Here is an 18,520-nt window from a genome sequence, read left to right on the forward strand (position 1 = left end):
GGTTTCCTCCCAGCCTTGCAGGGAGTTTTCGTTTTAATCTTATGTCCAGACCGACCGGGCGGAGATTGCCGTCGTCGTCAATTGAACCGGCTAACCTGTCGAGATTCTCTTCGCCGCACGCATGGTCGTTTCAAGTTGATTGAGGAACCGGGACCGGTCCGCCTTTGTAAATGCCGGACCGCCTTCCCGGATTTCACCGGTTTCCCGCAAATGCGTATTCAGATCGCGCATGGCCAGACGCATGCCTATGCCGTCCTCGCGGAAGGGTTTCCCTGATGGTCCGATGACAAGCGCCCCGGCCTTCACGCAACGGGCAGCAAGTGGCACGTCTGCTGTCACGACGACATCGCCGGGCTGGGCTCGTTCCGCAATCCAGTTGTCGGCCTCGTCCGGCCCTTCGGGAACCACCACTCGCTCGATCAGGTCTCCCTCGGGCAGGCGCATCCAGCTGTTTGAAACGAATTTGATTGCGACCTCGTGACGTTCGCCGACGCGGACTGCTTCGTTTTTCACCGGACAGGCGTCCGCATCCACATACAGGACCGTCATCCGGCTTCTCCTATTGTCAGTTTGTCCAGATAGCGCACGATACCTTCTGCCGCATGGTGGCCGGTGGCGAAACAGGCTTGCAACAGGTATCCGCCCGTCGGAGCTTCCCAGTCCAGCATTTCTCCGGCCGCAAAGACACCGGGCATTTTCCTGAGCATCAGGTCCGGGTCGAGTTCTTCAAGGGCGATGCCACCGGCAGACGAGATCGCCCGATCCATTGGATAGGGCGAAAGACAAGTGACGGGTATCGACTTGATCCGTTCAGCAAGAAGATCCGTGTCGCCCGGCAATGGACCCGATTCTCGAAGAAGAGCCAGTTCGACGGCATTCAGTTTGAGCGTCTTCTTCAAGAAAGTGGATTGTGACTGTTTTCCGCGTGGTCGCGACAGTTTCGCGGCAAGGTCCGCTGCACTCATCGCGGGACGGAGATCCAGCAGCAGGCTTGCCGATCCTTCCCGGTTGATGATCTCCCGGATGTCCGCCGAAAGCGCGTAAATCGCACCGCCTTCCAATCCCCTTGCCGAGAGGATGGCTTCTCCAAGTATGGACCGGTCGCCGACACTTATTCCAATTCGCTTCAAGGGCGATCCGGAAAATCTTTCAGTCAGAAAGGGGCTCCAGGACACCAGGAACCCGCAATTGGCGGGTTGAAATGGTGTCACTGTTATGCCGCGTTCCTCGAGCACGGGACTCCAGGTTGCCGTGGCGCCGAGTTTGGGCCAACTCGCCCCGCCGAGCGCAAGCAGAACCGTGCGTGCGGACAGGGTCTCCGAGCCTCCGTTCCCGGTCTCGACCAGCACTGAACCGTTGTCGTCCAGGCCGGTAAACCTGTGCCGCACCCGGAGTTGAACCCTGTTGGCTTGCAGTCTGAGCAACAGCGCACGCAGCAGCGGTGAGGCTTTCATGGTCTTCGGAAAAACTCTCCCGCTTGATCCAACGAAGGTTTCCTGACCCAGATCGTGGCACCAGTCTGTCAGCGCCGGTGGTGGAAAGGCGTTTATCAAGGGGGTGAGAAAACGCTCTGCCTCCCGATAGCGGGACAGGAAAGTCGGCAGGTCTTCACTGTGCGTCAGATTGAGACCGCCCCGACCAGCCATGAGAAATTTGCGGGCCGGCGACGCCATCTGGTCGATAATTGTGACCGAGTGTCCTCGCGTGGACAGATGATCAGCAGCAAATAGACCAGCCGGGCCGGCACCGATAACAAGCACATCAAGCATGGGGCCTTATAGGGCGACTTACGCGTAAAAGGCCACCGTCGAACGCACAAACTTCTGGGAACATTACACACCCCCCCGAAAAGTGCTGACAGTAGATGCCGAGTTTCGCAAGTATTTGTTATCCGTCACATGAGATCCTGCGCGGAAGACACGGCTGACGAAAGCACAAGTTCCGGTCGGTCTTTGGCATGAGGCACGATTCATGGAAACAGCAACTGACCCTATCGTCGTCGTTGACCCGGACATTGCTGTGCGGAAAGCGTTTCAACGTCTGTTCGGCGACCACTACAAGGTAAATTGCTTTTCCGACTCTGAAGAAGCCCTGCAATTTCTCAAACAGAACACAAACACCGCGGTGATCTTTTCGTGTTTCAATCTGCCCGGTCGAGGTGGAACGGCATTCCTGAGGGCGTCGGAAATGATCGTGCCCCAGGCTGCAAGGCTTATGCTGACCCGCGAGACATCTGCCGAGGCTGTCAAGAAGACACTGAACGAAGGCCGTGCCTTCATGTTTCTCGAAAAGCCGTGTCGCCCCGAAGATCTTGCAAATGCTCTTGAAACCGCACTCGCATATCACCGGCAACAGGCCAAGGACCGGGCGATGCTGGAGCGGACGCTCGCCGGCTCGGTCAAATTGCTGATCGATATGCTCGGGCTTTTTCATCCCGAGGCGTTTCGGCGCACTGCGACCGTACGCAAACAGGCATTGAGGCTGGCGAAGGAAATCGGCATCAGGAAAACCTGGGAACTGGAAATGGCGGTTATGCTGTCACCGCTTGGTGAAGCTTTGCTGCCCAAGCAGATCCTTGCGCGCTATCGGGCCGCGCGCAGCCTGACAGAGCAGGAAAGAGACGTGCTTGACCGGTCGCCGGGTCAGACGCGGGACCTCCTGCAGAATATTCCTCAGCTGGAAAAGGTGTCCGAGCTGTTGTTCCTGTCCGCTCGCGGATTTGACGGGTCCGGATTTCCCAAGGACGGCCCCACCGGCAGCGAGATTCCGAAGATATCCCGCATTCTCAAGCTCCTGACCGATCTGTGGTACGCCAGTCCGGAACACGGGCCGGATGTTGCCGCGTTCGAAGCGTTGATGATCAAGAAGAGCAAATACGATCCCGAACTTCTGGAGGCCGCCAGAAAAGTGCTCCTGGACGATGTGGCGGAAGACAGGAAGGGTCAGATTTCGGAATGCTATATCCGTTCTCTTCGGCCGGGCGACATTCTTATCGACGACGTTCTGGCGGAAAACAGTCACGAACTGGTGCTGTCGCGCGATCACACGCTGACGCCGACGACCATCCGGCGCCTTGAGCATTTCCATCACACGACCGGTGTTCGTCAGCCGATCCGCGTGGAACGTCACGCGGTGCCGGAGGAGCCTGTGAAAGCGTCGGGATAGGAAGACCGGGAAACGGTCGCTATCGTTGTTTCCCGGCAAGCAGTTCCGCCTCATAGGCCTTCGCGACGCGCAGGAACCGGGCGTGGGCATAGTTCATGGACAGAATGAAGCCCCACCAGCCGTACTTGCGGTACTTGCGGACGAAATAGGCCTTGAAAAAGCTGACTGGAAATTCGGTAAGCAAACGGGAACGGGGCAGTTTGCGACCGCGCGTGCGCATGTCTTCTACCTGCATGCCGGAATACCGGTTGTATTTGCCCACCTGAAAGTCGAGCGAGCGGATCGAGCGGTGGGCCATGATGCCGGAAAGATTTGCAATCGTCGCGCCGTCAACCGGGCGTACCGTGTCATGGACGCTTGAATCTGAAAACCGGCCCTTGCGCCGGTCGTATAGCCGGATCTGGTTATACCCGTAAGCCCACGGCGCCGGTTCCGTTTCGTGGGCATACATGTCCCGGATCATGATGCGCCAGCCATCGGCATCGCGATAGCTGTTGTCGGAAAACTTTGCACGGATTTCGGTGGCGAGGTCTTCGGTAACCTCTTCATCGGCATCAAGGTTCAACAGCCAGTCGTTGCGGCACTGGTCTTCACCGCACCGCTTTTGCGGTCCGTAGCCCTGCCAGTCCTTGTGGACGATCCTGGCGCCGAGCTTCTCGGCAACGGCGATCGTGTCGTCCGTCGATCCGCTATCTATGACGATAACCTCGTCCACCCAGTCGATCACGCTTTGGATTGGCCGGGAAATGCGGTCGGCTTCGTTCCTGGCAATGATAAAGGCAGACAAGGGCAGGCGGTTGGTCATTCAGGGTCCGGCAGGTTGTCAAAGGCACCGGAGACAGACCGGCGCGCCTGTTTTAGCCGCGCCGGGAGTTCTTTTGAAGCATGTAAATCAGGAATTTATTCTGGCAAAGACTGCATCGAGGCCACCGAGTGTAATCTCGTTGCCCAGGATCGTGCCTGCAAAGCCCGGTGCGTTGAGGTTTTCCAGATCGAGACCGTCAAGGGTTATTGTCACCTCTTCATCGGCCAGATTGAAGGCACACAGGATCATCTCGTTTCTGTAGCTCCGGGTGAAGACAAGCGTCTCGTCGCTGCTTTCAAGGAACACCATGTCGCCCTTCTTGAGAGCGGTTTTGTTCTGCCGCCAAGAGAAAAAAGCGCGGTTCCTGCAAAGGATCGACGTCTCGTCCTTGTCCTGTTCGAATGCCGCAAGCGCAAGATGTTCAGGGGCGACGGGGAGCCAGGGCTCGGCCTCCGAAAAGCCCGCATTGGCATTGTCCTTTACCCATGGCATCGGAGTGCGGCAACCATCGCGGCCCTTGTATTCCGGCCAGAAGCGAATGCCATAGGGATCCTGAAGTTTCTCGAACGGGACGTCAGCCTGTGTCAGACCGAGTTCTTCTCCCTGATAGAGGCAGGGTGTTCCGCGCAACGACGCGCAAAGTGCGGTAACAAGTGGCGCGAACCTTGAGACGTCCTTGCCTTCTCCCCAGCGTGTCGCAACCCGTTTGACATCATGGTTCGAAAGGGCCCAACTGGCCCAGCCCGACCCTATTTCCGCGTTCATGTCCTCGACGATACGGCGGACATACGATGCCGAATGCTGTGGCGTGAGAAGATCGAAGCTGTAGGCCATGTGGATACGCTTGTCTGCTTCCGTATAGGCGGCAGTCAGTTCGACGGCCTGGCCGTCCGCACCGATTTCACCCACGGAGGTCGATCCGGGATATTTGTCCAGCAGCGCCCGGAACCTTTCCAGGAACACGAGGTTTTCCGGCCGGGTCTTGTCATAAAGATGATCCTGAAAACCGTAAGGGTTGGTCGGATCAACCGTTGACGGTGCTTCACCGGCGCTGAGCGGCGGATTGTCCCTGAGATCCACATCGTGGAAGTAGAAGTTCACCGTGTCCAGACGGAAGCCGTCGACACCGCGATCAAGCCAGAACCTTGCAACATCCAGAACGGCATCCTGGACATCCCCGTTGTGGAAATTGAGATCCGGCTGGCTCGCCAGGAAATTGTGCATGTAATACTGGCAGCGTCGGCTGTCCCACTCCCAGGCGGGACCACCAAAGAGCGACAGCCAGTTGTTGGGGGGCGTGCCGTCCGGCTTGGCATCGGCCCAGACAAACCAGTCCGCTTTGGAATTGTCCTTCGAGGACCGGCTTTCCTTGAACCAGGGATGCTGATCGGACGTGTGCGAGATCACCAGATCGATCATGACCTTGAGACCGCGCTCGTGAGCTGCCTTCGTCATGCGGTCGAAATCGGCCAGCGTCCCGAACATCGGGTCGACATCCTCATAGTCCGAAACATCATACCCGAAATCGTCCATGGGAGAGGTGAAGAACGGCGACAACCAGATGGCGTCAACACCGAGCGAGGCAATGTAGTCCATGCGTTCGGTCACCCCGTTGAGGTCACCGATGCCGTCTCCATTGCTGTCGTTGAAGGACCGCGGATAAATCTGGTAGATCACCGCACCGCGCCACCAGTCCGAACCTATGATCCTCGTATCAGGCATGACGGCCTCCTGGCCCGTTTCGGCTTCTTCAAACATTCCCGGTCTCCATTCCGCGTCACGCGCGGATTGATAATTCAAAGCGCTTTGAATCGCTATAGGCCGCGGATCATGAGGTCAAGTTACATTGTTCAGAAAATCGTGTGCACGTGTGTAAGAGGGCGCGGCAATTCATGGAAAACCGATGTTGAAAAAGTAAAAAGCCGGTCCTGCTGGGCAGAACCGGCGATGCGATAAAATGCGATAGAATAATGTCTTTCTCCAACGGGGATGCAGTTACCCGGTAAACGTGACAGTGCTATGAAACAGATCGTCGTCAGCCGTCGTTTTTCTAAGTGCCGACGATCCGTGATTGGCTGGGCGGATGAGAAATCGAGTTTTGACTTTATATAAATACTTGAAAAAAAAGGGATAATGAGAAATTAATGACGTAAAGGTCAATTTCTTCTTGCAAAGCAGCATGGAAGCTGGGACTGTCCCGGACAGCGAAGTGTCCGTAAGGTGGACATCAGGCCGGTCAGCTTCTGCTGGCCCGTGCCGGGATGCCCTTACCGCTCAACAGGCTCATTTGGAGGAAATCTCATGACGGCAGCGATGGTGGGATGGGCGCACATGCCCTTTGGCAAGCACGCTGAAGAAACCGTTGAAAGCATGATCGTCAAGGTGGCGGTTGATGCCATTCACGATGCCGGGATTGCACCCGAAGACGTCGACGAGATCCTGCTCGGTCACTTCAACGCCGGGTTTTCCGTGCAGGACTTTACCGCCTCCCTGGTTCTGCAGGCTGATCCTGCCCTGCGTTTCAAACCGGCAACGCGCGTGGAAAACGCCTGCGCGACCGGGTCTGCCGCAGTCCATCAGGGCGTGCGGGCGATTGCCTCCGGAGATGCAAGGATTGTGCTTGTGGTCGGCGTGGAACAGATGACCACCACACCGGGCGCTGAAATCGGCAAGAACCTTCTGAAGGCTTCCTACCTGAAAGAAGAAGGCGACACGCCGGCCGGTTTCGCCGGTGTTTTCGGCAAGATCGCCGATGGGTATTTCCAGAAATTCGGAGACCAGTCGGACGCGTTGGCAAAAATTGCGGCCAAGAACCACAAGAACGGCGTTGGCAATCCTTATGCGCAGATGCGCAAGGATCTTGGTTTCGACTTCTGCCGCGCGGAAAGCGAAAAGAACCCATTTGTTGCCGGTCCCCTGAAACGCACGGACTGCTCGCTGGTGTCCGACGGTGCGGCCGCGCTCGTCCTCACTGACCCGGTAACCGCGCTCGGCATGAAGAAGGCTGTTGCCTTCCGCGGCATGGCCCATGTTCAGGATTTCCTGCCGATGTCCCGCCGCGATATTCTGAAGTTCGAGGGCTGTTCGAAAGCTTGGGGCGAAGCGCTGGGCGATGCCAATCTTGCACTGGAGGATCTCTCCTTCGTCGAGACCCACGATTGCTTCACCATTGCCGAATTGATTGAATATGAAGCCATGGGCTTGACGTCAGAAGGCGAGGGCGCACGGGCAATTCTGGAGGGCTGGACAGAAATGGGCGGCAAGCTGCCGGTCAACCCGTCGGGCGGCCTGAAGTCCAAGGGTCATCCGATCGGTGCAACAGGCGTTTCCATGCATGTCCTCACCGCCATGCAGCTTACCGGCACAGCTGGCGACATTCAGGTGAAGAACGCCGAAATCGGCGGCATCTTCAACATGGGCGGTGCAGCCGTCTCCAACTTCGTCTCGGTAATGCAGGCGATGCGGTAGCCAACCGATTGCATAGTTCAAAATTGGCGATTTCCTTGGGCTTTTTGACTGAGCCTCTGTTGTCATCCCGGTTTGACGCGCGAGCGGCAAGACCGGGAACCAGTGGTCTGTAACTTGAGGTAATTGGCACTGAGTTGAGCCCGGTGATCACTGGATCCCTGCCTGCGCAGGGATGACAACTGGATTGCCGTGAGACGAAAAACATCCACCGTCATCCCGGCCAAGCGAAGCGCGAGCAGTGACCGGGGAGCCGCAAGCGGCCGTTTGTGCGGGAAGCAACCAGTGCTGTGCCTTGCCGATCCGGTATCTCCGTTACGCTTTGCCATGATGACTCTGGTAAGGTTGCTGCCGAACAACTTTACGTCTGTTTCTTAAGCGGTGTTGTGAGGGTGTCTTTTGGTCGCTAGAAACAGATGATGATAAAGATTTTTTTCATTGGAATATCTGTTTCTACCTTCATTTACTGGAGCTTGGCGTGGCAAGTCAGTATGGGTTGGCCGCCATTTTATAGAAGACCGAAAAGTAAACTTTTACCTTCAAATGAAGAGTTGGTCGATTTCGTTCATTATTTCATTAGCGCGATTGGTCCTCTGCTTTTGGGCCTAATTTTGTCTGTGTGGACCGGGTTCTATGCTTTCCTTTTAATAAGTGTTGGCGGGTTGGTGTATTCGGCACGGTCAATCAGAACCGATATCAAGCGTGTTGTTGATGGCCCACTTCCGTGGGTTGCTACCTACACGTCTTCACCGGCGGTGTTCCCTTACTTTAACGGACGACCGATGCTTTTATTCGACGTGTGGACGATCGGTCTGTCAGGATTGACAGGACTGATCACTCTGATCGTTTTTGTCTCCATTGTGTCTTAGGATAGTGCTCTTGTGATTTTTGCTGTCATCCGGCGACGCGAAGCGCGGGCCGGGACCGGAGAGCTGCAAGCGACCGTTTGTGCTGGAAGCAATCCGTATGGTGCCGTGCGGTCTCGATCCCGGATCTCTGCTGCGATGCGTCCGTGATGACGTCATGTAGCTTCGCACACGGATATTCGGGATCTTGGATGGGCAAAGAAAATTGTCCCGTCCCGGACTTGATCCGGGACCGGTTCAGGTCACTCTGAAACAACGGTCCGGGCTCGGCCAGTTCCTTGGAAAAACTGAACGATTTAGCTGCTGGCGTCTCCAGGGACACTGTCTTGGCTGCGCGCTCTGGAACGGGAATCGGCCAAACGGCTCAGCTTGAAAAAACTATTCCTCTTCCGAGCCGAGCTTTGAAAACCGGTGCCCGGAACTTCCGGAGGGGGCAAATTACATTAAGGCCATCAATCTGGGATTGGAGACCCTTGAAGATGGCCAGTCGTCGCGGTGACATAGTCAAAACGCTGAAAAAGCCGGAAGACCGGCTCGACGTGTTTCCCGCGTTCATGAAGGTCGCGGGCAGACGGGTGCTCGTGGTTGGCCATGGCGCCGAGGCCGCCGCCAAGGTGCGGCTGCTGGGCGAAACCAACGCAAAGATTGTCGTGATCTCCAACACCGTCGAGCAGGACCTGCGTGAGGCGATCGACCTCTTCGAAGCCGAGCACGTCGCGGAAGGTTTTCGTCCTGCACATTTGAATGGTGCGGCCCTGGTGTTTACCGCCCAGGAAAACTGGGACCTCGACAAGGCCGTCGTTGACGCGGCCCGGATCATGGGTGTTCCCGTGAATGCGGTCGACAAGCCGGAACTCTGCGACTTCTACACCGGTGCCCTGGTCAATCGGGCGCCGATCGCCGTAGCAATTACCTCCACCGGTGTCGGGCCGGTTCTGTCCCGCCACATCCGCGCCCGCATCGAGGCGATGCTGCCGCGGGCAACCGGGCAGTTGGCGCGTCTTGCTGAAAGTTTTCGCGACGCGGCCTCCAAGGTAATTGCCGACGGCGGGCTGCGACGCAATTTCTGGGCCCGGTTTTTCTCCGGTTCCGTGGCGACAAATCTTTATGCCGGCAAGCCGGATGCAGCCCGTGCCGATGCACAACGACTGCTGAACGGCATGGCCGACGAGCCCGGTTTTGTCTGGCTGGTCGGAGCTGGCCCTGGCGCGGAAGACCTCCTGACCCTCAGGGCGCAACGGCTTTTGCAGGAAGCAGATGTGATCGTTCATGACGCCCTGGTTCCGGCGGGTGTTGTCTCCATGGGGCGCCGTGATGCGGAGCGAATTTCCGTTGGCAAGCGCAAGGGGGCCCATTCCGTCGCGCAGAACGAGATCTGCGATCTGCTCGTGGAGTTGGGAACGAAGGGTTTGAAAGTTGTGCGCCTGAAGGCCGGCGATCCGATGATATTCGGCAGGGCCGCAGAGGAAATGGAGGCGCTCCGTGCAGGCGGGATCGGATTTGAGATCGTCCCCGGCGTTACAGCAGCCTTTGCCGCGGCCGCCTCGGCCCAGATCCCGTTGACCCTGCGGGGAGTGGCCTCCAACCTTGTTTTTGCAACCGGCCACAACGCCAGGTCCGAGACGCTGCCGGATTGGGCCGGTCTTGCGCTGAAAGGCGCGACTGTCGCCGTCTATATGGGACGCACTGTTGCAGCCGCGGTTGCCGGCAAGATGATCGGCGCGGGCCTGAAGCCGCAAACCCCGGTCGCGGTCGTGGAAAATGCCGCTCATGCGGATGAACGCCTTTTTGCCGGAACGCTTTCCGAACTCGCGGTTTTGTCGAACCGTGCGGAAATCGAAGGCCCGGTCCTCATAGTCATAGGCGAGGCTGTTGGCCACGCCGCCCTGCACAAGGCCGAAACGCTGGTGCCGCTTGACGTGGCCCGCGCCGCAGTTGCCTGACGAAAGAGAGTAGACGCAATGAAAGTCATCACCGCCAACCGCTTGCTGAACGGCGACGTTGTCTGGCTCGGCGAAAACGGCAGCTGGGTCGAGCGCATAACGCTGGCCAGAACTTTCGACGGCAAGGACCAGGTCGCGGAAGGACTGGCCATCGGCCAGGAGGCCGAGAAAAACCAGGAAGTCGTCAGCGTCTACGAAATGGACGTGACACTGGAGGACGGCGTGATTGTGCCGGTCCGCCTGCGTGAGCGCATCCGGGCCGCCGGTCCGACCACCCACCCGCAGTTCGGTAAACAGGCCCAGGCCGTATCGGCCTGAAAAAAGACAACAGGTAAAGGCAGCGCCGGAAAAATCGAAAACGGCAGCGCCTGCTAGGAGAGTTCAAGATGTACCGCTACGACGAATTTGACGCGAGTTTTGTCAATCAGCGCACCGAGCAATTCAAGGACCAGGTCCGGCGCCGCCTTGCGGGCGAATTGTCGGAAGACGAGTTCAAGCCTCTTCGCCTGATGAACGGTCTCTATCTCCAACTGCATGCCTACATGCTGCGGGTTGCCATTCCCTATGGCACTTTGAACGGTCGCCAGATGCGCAAGCTCGCGCATATCGCGCGCACCTACGACAAGGGGTACGGCCACTTCACGACGCGCCAGAACATTCAGTTCAACTGGCCAAAGCTGGAAGACACGCCGAAGATCCTGGAAGAACTGGCGGAAGTGGAAATGCACGCCATTCAGACATCCGGCAACTGCATTCGAAACGTGACGGCTGACCACTTTGCCGGCGCGGCCGCCGACGAGATCGCAGACCCGCGCCCCTATGCGGAAATTCTGCGTCAGTGGTCGTCTCTTCATCCGGAGTTTTCGTTCCTGCCGCGCAAATTCAAGATCGCGATCACCGGAGCGCCCAACGACCGGGCCGCTGTGCAGGTGCACGACATCGGCCTGCAACTGACACGGAACGATGAAGGCGAGATCGGTTTTGTGGTCTATGTCGGCGGTGGTCTTGGACGTACGCCGATGATTGGCCGCAAGGTGCGCGACTATCTGCCGGAAGAAGATCTTCTGGCCTATTCGGAAGCGATCCTGCGCGTCTATAACCGCTATGGCCGCCGCGACAACAAGTACAAGGCGCGGATCAAGATCCTCGTGCACGAAACCGGCCTGGAAGAACTGAAAGCGGATATCGAGGAGGAGTTCGAAAAGATCCGCTTTGGCGTGCTGCGCCTGCCGGACGAGGAAGTCCGTCGCATCGAAGCCTATTTCGCACCGCCCCCGCTTGAGGTTGGCCCGTCTGCTTCCGAGGCCGTAGAAGCGCGGCGGAATGCCGATGCCGCCTTTGCCCAGTTCCTGGAGCACAACCTGAACCCGCACCGGGTGCCGGGCTATACTTCCGTGACGCTTTCCATGAAGCCGATTGGTGGTATCCCGGGCGATGCATCTGATGCGCAGATGGATGTGATTGCTGACCTGGCAGAACAATACGGCCATGATGAAATCCGCATCAGCCACGAACAGAACGTTATCCTGCCACATGTGAAGCTTGATGACGTGCCGGCGATCTATGACCGGCTGTCTGCCGCCGAAATCGCCGAAGGCAACGCCGGTCTCATCACCGACATCATCGCCTGCCCGGGCATGGACTATTGCGCCCTGGCAACAGCGCGCTCTATCCCGGTGGCACAGCGCATTTCCGAACGCTTCGGCACGGCGGAACGCCAGGCGGAAATCGGCGAACTCAAGATCAAGATCTCCGGCTGTATCAATGCCTGTGGCCACCACCATGTCGGTCATATCGGCATTCTCGGTCTGGAGAAAAAGGGCGAGGAATTCTACCAGGTAACGCTCGGCGGTTCGGCCAACGAGAATGCTTCCATCGGTGAGATCGTCGGTCGCGGCTTTTCTTCCGAGGAAGTCATCGATGCGATCGAAAAGCTGGTCGATACCTATCTCGGCCTTCGATCCGGCAAGGAAGAAACCTTCCTGGACGCCTACCGCCGGGTTGGGGAGGCACCCTTCAAGGAGGCCCTTTATGGCGCTGCATGAAACTTTCAGTCTGGGGGTTGATCCTGAGCTGGGATTGCAGGCGGAAGTCGCCGCGCTGAATTCCCAGTACGAGGACATGTCGGCCCAGGAGATCCTGTTGGGCGCGATCCGGCATCAGTTCGCCGGTGACATTGCCATGGTCTCCAGTTTTGGTGCCGACTCTGCCGTGCTGCTGCATATGGTGGCCCAGATTGATCCGTCGACACCCGTGCTCTTCATCGACACGGTGAAGCTGTTCCCGGCAACCCTGCTTTATCGGGACGAGCTGATCGAAAAGCTTGGTCTTACGGATGTGCGCACCTTCAAGCCGACCAGGGAGGACCTGGAGGAGCAGGACCCGTCCGGCATGCTCTGGATGACCGACACGGATGCCTGCTGTCACATCCGCAAGGTGGTTCCGATGGAGCAGGCGCTTCATGGTTTCGAAGCGTGGATTTCAGGCCGGAAGCGTCATCAGAGCGCGACACGCAACAGTCTCGAGAACTTTGAAGTCGACGCGGGCCGGGTGAAGGTCAATCCGCTGGCCGACTGGTCTGCAGCCGAGGTCCTGGACTATGCAAAGTCGCACGGACTGCCGCCACATCCGTTGGTCGCGCAAGGATATCCTTCGATCGGCTGCCTGCCCTGTACCAGCAAGGTTGCACCGGGCGAAGACCCGCGCGCAGGCCGCTGGCGTGGCCAGGACAAGACGGAATGCGGCATTCACTGGCCGACCCATGGCAAGGAAATCGACGGCAGCGGCATCTGACCGCTGCCTAAACTGGAACTAAGGACGCACGAAATGACAACGATTTACAAGGACGGCGAGTTCGTCGAAGAGAACTGGATCCGGGTGGATGCCGAAACAGGTAGCGCCATTGAAGGCGACGCGCTGGTACCGCAGACCCTGTTTCTGGAGGCCGCGAACGACTATCTCGCTCGCAACGGAAAAACAGCAGTGCTAGTTGAGGCCGGCGACAATGTCGAACTGCTACAGCCTTACCTCGACAATCTGACCTATGTCGCTGTCGACTTCCCGAGTTTTGCCGACGGGCGCGGCTTTTCCGCGGCCCGGGTACTGCGTGAGCAGATAGGCTTTCAAGGGGATATCCGGGCTGCCGGCAAGTACATTCTGGACCAGGTGCCGCTCGCGCGCCGGTGTGGTGTTTCCTCGTTCGAGATTACCAAGCCGGAAGTGCTGAAAGCACTCAAGGCGGGCGAATGGCCGGAAGTCACCAAGTACCTGCAGCCGGTGGGGACGGTCGACGAAATTCCGTTCGGAACCCGCCCCTGGGCGCGCCGTTCCTTCCGGGATGTCGCTGTCGCGGCCGAATAATTACCCGGCGAGACAAGAGCGAAGCGTCCCGCCTTGTCTCGCCGTTCATTCCAGGAATGAAATCACCCGGGCACAGGGACCTGTGACCGGGTGACGTTGTCTGCAGGCAGCGCCTTCAACTAGACGCACCAGCTGCGACCAGGCTGGGCCCGAATCGACCGCCTTTACCTGAACTCGTGCCGGACAATCGCGCCGACAATGTTCGAATAATCATCCGTCCAGGGCCGTGTGTCTCCTGCCGAAACAGTATTCCATCTGGAGTTTTCCAGAAGCGGGCCGAAATCGGCTTCTTCGCGTGCAAGCACCATGACATTTGCTCCGAAGACCTGATCGGGCTTGGTCTTGTCCTCAGCTGCGCTGAATTCAGCAAAACGCAATTCATATCCATCCACTTCGGCGATGGCGGCCAGCACACTGGCCAGTTCCAGATACCGGTTCGATATATGGAGCGCCAGCAACCCGTTCTCCGAGAGTTTTGAAAAGAAGAGGTCGATTGCCTCCCTGGTCATCAGGTGAACCGGTATGGAATCGGATGAGAACGCATCGATGAGCAGATAGTCGAATTTGCCGTCCGGCTCCGCCTCCAGTGTCAGGCGCGCATCACCAAGAACCATCTTCGCCTGCGGGCCGCAGTCTGAAATGAAGCGGAAGTAAGCCGGGTTCGACGCAACATCTATGACCGACTTGTCGATTTCGTAGACAGCCCATTCCTCACCAGGCTGCATGTGGCACAGGAAACTTCCGGTTCCGAGACCGACGATGCCGGCATGCCGCAACGTGCCACCGGCCGCAACTCTCGAGGCGTTCAACGTGTCGGCCATCTCGCCTGTCTCGTGGTAGTAGGCAAGCGGTTCCGGATTGCCTGTTCCAACGTCCGGTTCGAAGGCGCTCATGGCAATGCTGCCGTGAACGGTCGTGCCATGCACCATCCTGCGATGCAAACCGTTGTCGGTGTCCTTGACCTTTATGACACCGAAAAATGACCGTTCCGAGTGAACGACGCTCGGGTGAAGTTGCAACAGCAGGGCAAATGGAACGGTCAGAACCAGCAGGACATGGGACACGGCCTGCCACTTGAGCTGCACAATGGCTGCAAGCGTAATCAGGCCGATGATCGACAGGGTGACGACCTCGTGCCCCTTCAATTCCGGGATCAGGCCACGCGTTGCGGCCGCCCAGAATGCAAATGCGAGAACGGAGCCAGCGGTGATGGTCCAGAAGACGGATCTGGAGGTGGCGCCGCCTTTGAGCGGTAACAGGAACAGTGCGCTCAGCATCAGCATCGGGTATTCGGCCACCCAGTTGAAGATGTTCGGCGCGACCAGACCGGCAAAGATACCGCCAAGGACACCGCCGACCGACATCCAGAGATAAAAGGCCGTCAATTGGCTCGCGTGCGGACGAAGCTGATAAAGCCGCGCGTGGCAGAACAGCACGGTGATGAAATAGATCAGCAGATTGGCGCCGAGCCCGAATGTCAGCGGCAAGAGTTTGGGAAGGAAAATAACCGCGGCCGCAATTATGGCGGTCCAGGGAAGGAGGTTCGACAGGAAGTCGACCGAAATCAGGGGCTTGTTCTTGAACGCGATGACGAAAGTCAGCAGGAACAGCGAAAGGGGAACGACCCACATGAACGGTGCGGAGGCGATGTCAACGGCAATATGCGCGGTGAGGGCGATCGTCAGCGCCGACGGTACGGCGGCAAGTCCAAGATAGACAAGGATCTGTTTTGCCGGGATACGTTGGTCAGTAGCGGCATCGTCGGCGTTGGAAGACCCGCCGGGGTGATCAGAAACGGTGTCCGACTGCTTGAATACGGAGGCACCGCACAGCAGGATTGCAATGACCAGCATGAAGTAGCCCGCTGTCCACAACAGCGACTGGGTTCCAAGCGCAAGAGCTGGTTCCAGTACGAGAATGTAGAGATAGAGCGATGCAAAACTGCCGATATTGCTCGCGCCGTAAAGAAAGTATGGGTCCGACGCGTGTCTGTGGCCGGTCCGGGTAAACCAGGCCTGAAGCAGCGGGGCGTTTGCCGATACTGCAAAAAACGGTAGACCGACCGAGACTGCAAACAATCCAAGAAGCCAGATTTCCTGATGCTGCACGGGGGGCGTATCCCAGCCGGACGCAATCCCCAACGGCAGGAAAACACACGCGGACAACAGGACCACTGCGTGCACAAGTATTGCCCGTCTCGTTTGCAGATATCGTGTCAGAATATGCGCATAGGTATATCCCAGTAGCAGAACGCTCTGGAAGAAGACCATTGCGACGGACCACACGCCGGGTGATCCTCCAAGTTTCGGCAGAACCAGTTTTGAGAAGAACGGCTGGACCGAAAACAGCAAAAACGCGCTCAGGAACAAGGTCCCCGCAAAGAGCTGCAGGACCGAAAGCGCAATACCCAGGCTTCCACTTTCTCCGCGCGAAAGTGACGGCTGTCGCGTCTGTTGCATCTTGTCCAATCCCAAAGTTACCTAAGGGGAGACTACGTAGAGCGTGTTAAACAACGCATAAAAGACGTGCTTAAGATAAAGGTAACAGAAGCATAAAGGTTCAACGTCTTCTGGGTGGAAAGCCGATTTCAAAGCAGGCGCCGCGATCCTGAGGTCTCAACCGGATTGTTGCCTGGTGGGCCTTGAGTAGTGCCTGAATTATTCCGAGGCCCATACCGGTGCCCCCGCTTGCGCGCCGCGTGGTGAAAAACAGGTCAAATATCTGGTCCTGGTTCCCGGCGGATATGCCTTCTCCGTTATCTGCAACGGCAAGCGTGAATCCGTTTTCTGTCTCCTCAGGAGAAAACGAGACCCGGTCTGCTCCGTGACGGATGGAATTGTCGATCAGGTTCTCGAAGACAATGCGGGCATTCTCGGCTGCAAGCGGCAACATGCAGTCTTCTCTTGCATCGATGGTGATCCCCTGAAATCGTCGTCTGATGTCACTCAACACCTCGGATAATTGACACGTTCCGCCGATTTCCACGCTATCGGCCCGCGCGAGTTCGCGCAGGCGGTTCAACAATCGTGAGGCTCGCTCCGTATCGGCCAGGATGTTTCCGAGAAACTTTTCTCGCTCCGCGTCGCTGAGTTCATCTCCACCATCGCGCAGCAGTTCGGTCGCGCCCTGGATCGCGGTCAGCGGTGTCTTGAGTTCGTGGGTCACGTGATTGGCGAACGTGTTGATATAGTCGTTTCGCTCGAACAGCTTGCGCGATGTATCCAGCATGCTGGAAGACAAGGCATGGATTTCCCGGTTTCCGTGGATGACGAGTGGCTTCAGCGCATCGCGATCTCCACGGCCGATTTTCAACGAACGTTCCGTGAGCGCCTTGATCGGTCCGGCGATCCCGCGGGCGAAGATGACGCCGACAACCAAAGTGGCGCTGAGCACGAAGGCGAGGACCCAGAACATTGTTTCCCGCTTCAGGAACATTTCACGCAGGATATTGCTTGGTGTCCGCGAGGCATAGACGACACCAGCAACCTTGCCGTCGAGGACGATCGGAAGGGCAGCGAAGACCCTGACACTGGTGCCGCGGCTGATGGAATAGATCGGTTGGGGGTTCTGCACTGTACGTTCGCGCAGAGCGCTCGAATAGCGGCCGCCAAGCGCTGTCTGAACTTCCTCGACATGCGCAAGAGACAGGCCGGTATCATCCCGGCCCGCGATAATGATCCCGTTTGGATCGAGAATTCTGAAACCGGCAAGTGTCAGTCTCTGGGTTTCCCTCAGTACCGTGGCGATTGCCTTTCCTGTCGCATGATAAGCCGGATGAATCCGGACATCCGTGGCCAGCGGGTCGGCGCGGGCAGGCAGAACGGGCGTCTTGTTCAGATCGAGGATGGGCAGTTGCGGAGCCCAGTTGCCTTCAGGCTGGTTTTTTGACCTGCGAAGCGTGGAGATCAGCGGTTCCATGGAATAGGGGATGGGCTGATCGATGGCATTTGTGCCGAGAGGAAGGTCTTCACCGCCGAATTGCCTCAGGTGCTGTGCGGTGATGGCTGCGATGGCTGCGGACTGCGCGATCAGTTCGCCTTCCGTCGTTTGTATCAGCTGATTTTCATAGACGCGGAAAAAGACGATCCCGCCAAGCGGGACAAGCAGCATGATCCCCAGCACCAGCGCGATGACCAGGCTGAGAGGCGGTCGCCAGCGGTCACGGAAGGATCGCGAGAACAGCATTGTCAGGCTCAACTTCCATTTTCGCAGGGGCCGAGCCGAAAGCCGACACCGTGGACGGTTTCGATGGCATCGCCGCATCCCGCGGATCCGAGTTTTGCCCGAATGTTGCGGATATGGCTGTCAATGGTCCGGTCGGAGACGTGAATGTTGTCCTTGTAGGCCCGTTCAAGTATGCGCTCGCGGGTAAAGACGATCTTGGGACGGCTCATCAGGGCCGTCAGAATATCGAATTCAATGGCGGTAAGCGTGACGTCGTTGCCGTCAATCGAGACCTGACGTTCTTCTGTTTCCAGGCACAGGAGGCCATGTGCAAGGCTGGAACCTTCAGCCGGGATTGCCACGGATTGTGGGGCTCCGTAGCGCTTGAGAATGACACCGACCCGCGCAATCAGTTCGCGCGGACTGAAGGGTTTGGTGACATAGTCGTCCGCGCCCAGTTCCAGCCCGATGATGCGATCAATTTCATCGTCCCGGGCGGACAGGAAAAGGATCGGGACTTCAGACTTTTTTCGCAACTCCCGGCACACGTCAAGGCCGTCCATTTCCGGCAGCCCGATATCGAGAATGACAAGTGCGGGAGAGCAAAGCACCGCCTTGTCCAGCGCATCCTTGCCGTTGGTTGCAACCTCGTGAATGTAGGATGCTTTCTGCAGGGCGAAACAGATCACTTCGCGGATATTCGGATCGTCGTCGACGACGAGAATGGTTTTGGTCTGCAATGGACTGGTCCG

The 18,520-nt window shown here is 57.8% G+C and carries 14 protein-coding genes; 7 read left to right on the forward strand and 7 right to left on the reverse strand.

Annotated features, from left to right (window positions below; all coding sequences use genetic code 11):
- Window positions 1-90: 90 nt before the first annotated feature.
- Entirely contained in the window at window positions 91-549 is a 459-nt protein-coding gene (locus ACO6TI_RS11630) for a YaiI/YqxD family protein (RefSeq protein ID WP_104702304.1), read from the reverse strand.
- A complete protein-coding gene (locus ACO6TI_RS11635; protein WP_422384968.1) occupies window positions 546-1,769 on the reverse strand; it encodes a TIGR03862 family flavoprotein in 1,224 nt (407 codons plus the stop codon). Before ACO6TI_RS11635 ends, ACO6TI_RS11630 begins: the two co-directional genes overlap by 4 nt.
- A 202-nt stretch (window positions 1,770-1,971) precedes the next feature.
- Between ACO6TI_RS11635 and ACO6TI_RS11640 the strand changes: the two genes are divergently transcribed.
- Window positions 1,972-3,165: an HD domain-containing phosphohydrolase gene (locus ACO6TI_RS11640; protein ID WP_196877512.1), complete on the forward strand. Its 1,194-nt coding sequence runs from the start codon at window positions 1,972-1,974 to the stop codon at window positions 3,163-3,165.
- Between the two features lie 19 nt (window positions 3,166-3,184).
- Here the strand turns inward: ACO6TI_RS11640 and ACO6TI_RS11645 are convergent, their stop codons facing one another.
- Both ACO6TI_RS11645 and ACO6TI_RS11650 read right to left on the reverse strand, forming a co-directional pair.
- A complete protein-coding gene (locus ACO6TI_RS11645) occupies window positions 3,185-3,970 on the reverse strand; it encodes a glycosyltransferase family 2 protein (protein ID WP_196877513.1) in 786 nt (261 codons plus the stop codon).
- A gap of 87 nt (window positions 3,971-4,057) precedes the next feature.
- A complete protein-coding gene (locus ACO6TI_RS11650; RefSeq protein ID WP_422384969.1) occupies window positions 4,058-5,728 on the reverse strand; it encodes an alpha-glucosidase family protein in 1,671 nt (556 codons plus the stop codon).
- A gap of 543 nt (window positions 5,729-6,271) precedes the next feature.
- Here ACO6TI_RS11650 and ACO6TI_RS11655 point away from each other — a divergent pair.
- The 6 genes from ACO6TI_RS11655 (at window position 6,272) to ACO6TI_RS11680 (ending at window position 13,604) form a co-directional block, all read left to right on the forward strand.
- Window positions 6,272-7,438, forward strand: coding sequence for an acetyl-CoA acetyltransferase (locus ACO6TI_RS11655; protein ID WP_422384970.1), 1,167 nt, complete (start codon window positions 6,272-6,274; stop codon window positions 7,436-7,438).
- A 1,342-nt stretch (window positions 7,439-8,780) separates the two neighbouring features.
- Complete coding sequence (gene cysG / locus ACO6TI_RS11660) at window positions 8,781-10,244, forward strand: siroheme synthase CysG (protein ID WP_422384971.1); 1,464 nt, start codon at window positions 8,781-8,783, stop codon at window positions 10,242-10,244.
- 18 nt (window positions 10,245-10,262) lie between these two features.
- Window positions 10,263-10,562 carry a DUF2849 domain-containing protein gene (locus tag ACO6TI_RS11665; RefSeq protein WP_029062210.1) on the forward strand — a complete coding sequence of 100 codons (300 nt, stop codon included), beginning with the start codon at window positions 10,263-10,265 and terminating at the stop codon, window positions 10,560-10,562.
- A 68-nt stretch (window positions 10,563-10,630) separates the two neighbouring features.
- On the forward strand, window positions 10,631-12,289 hold the full coding sequence (locus tag ACO6TI_RS11670) for a nitrite/sulfite reductase (protein WP_422384972.1): 1,659 nt from the start codon (window positions 10,631-10,633) through the stop codon (window positions 12,287-12,289).
- Window positions 12,276-13,037, forward strand: coding sequence for a phosphoadenylyl-sulfate reductase (locus ACO6TI_RS11675; RefSeq protein WP_055119928.1), 762 nt, complete (start codon window positions 12,276-12,278; stop codon window positions 13,035-13,037). The genes ACO6TI_RS11670 and ACO6TI_RS11675 overlap by 14 nt, the downstream gene beginning before the upstream one ends.
- A 33-nt stretch (window positions 13,038-13,070) precedes the next feature.
- Entirely contained in the window at window positions 13,071-13,604 is a 534-nt protein-coding gene (locus ACO6TI_RS11680; protein WP_422384973.1) for a DUF934 domain-containing protein, read from the forward strand.
- A 164-nt stretch (window positions 13,605-13,768) separates the two neighbouring features.
- Here ACO6TI_RS11680 and ACO6TI_RS11685 read toward each other — a convergent pair whose 3' ends face one another.
- The 3 genes from ACO6TI_RS11685 to ACO6TI_RS11695 all read right to left on the reverse strand — a co-directional run bounded on the left by ACO6TI_RS11685 (window position 13,769) and on the right by ACO6TI_RS11695 (window position 18,508).
- On the reverse strand, window positions 13,769-16,063 hold the full coding sequence (locus tag ACO6TI_RS11685) for a spermidine synthase (RefSeq protein WP_422384974.1): 2,295 nt from the start codon (window positions 16,061-16,063) through the stop codon (window positions 13,769-13,771).
- A 100-nt stretch (window positions 16,064-16,163) separates the two neighbouring features.
- Window positions 16,164-17,801, reverse strand: a complete 1,638-nt coding sequence (locus ACO6TI_RS11690) for an ATP-binding protein (protein WP_422384975.1) — start codon at window positions 17,799-17,801, stop codon at window positions 16,164-16,166.
- The gene (locus tag ACO6TI_RS11695) at window positions 17,798-18,508 is read right to left on the reverse strand and encodes a response regulator transcription factor (protein WP_055119920.1); all 711 of its coding nucleotides are present in this window, start codon (window positions 18,506-18,508) and stop codon (window positions 17,798-17,800) included. The genes ACO6TI_RS11690 and ACO6TI_RS11695 overlap by 4 nt, the downstream gene beginning before the upstream one ends.
- Between the last annotated feature and the right edge of the window lie 12 nt (window positions 18,509-18,520).

This window comes from Roseibium album, assembly GCF_965233825.1.
Lineage (GTDB): Bacteria > Pseudomonadota > Alphaproteobacteria > Rhizobiales > Stappiaceae > Roseibium > Roseibium album.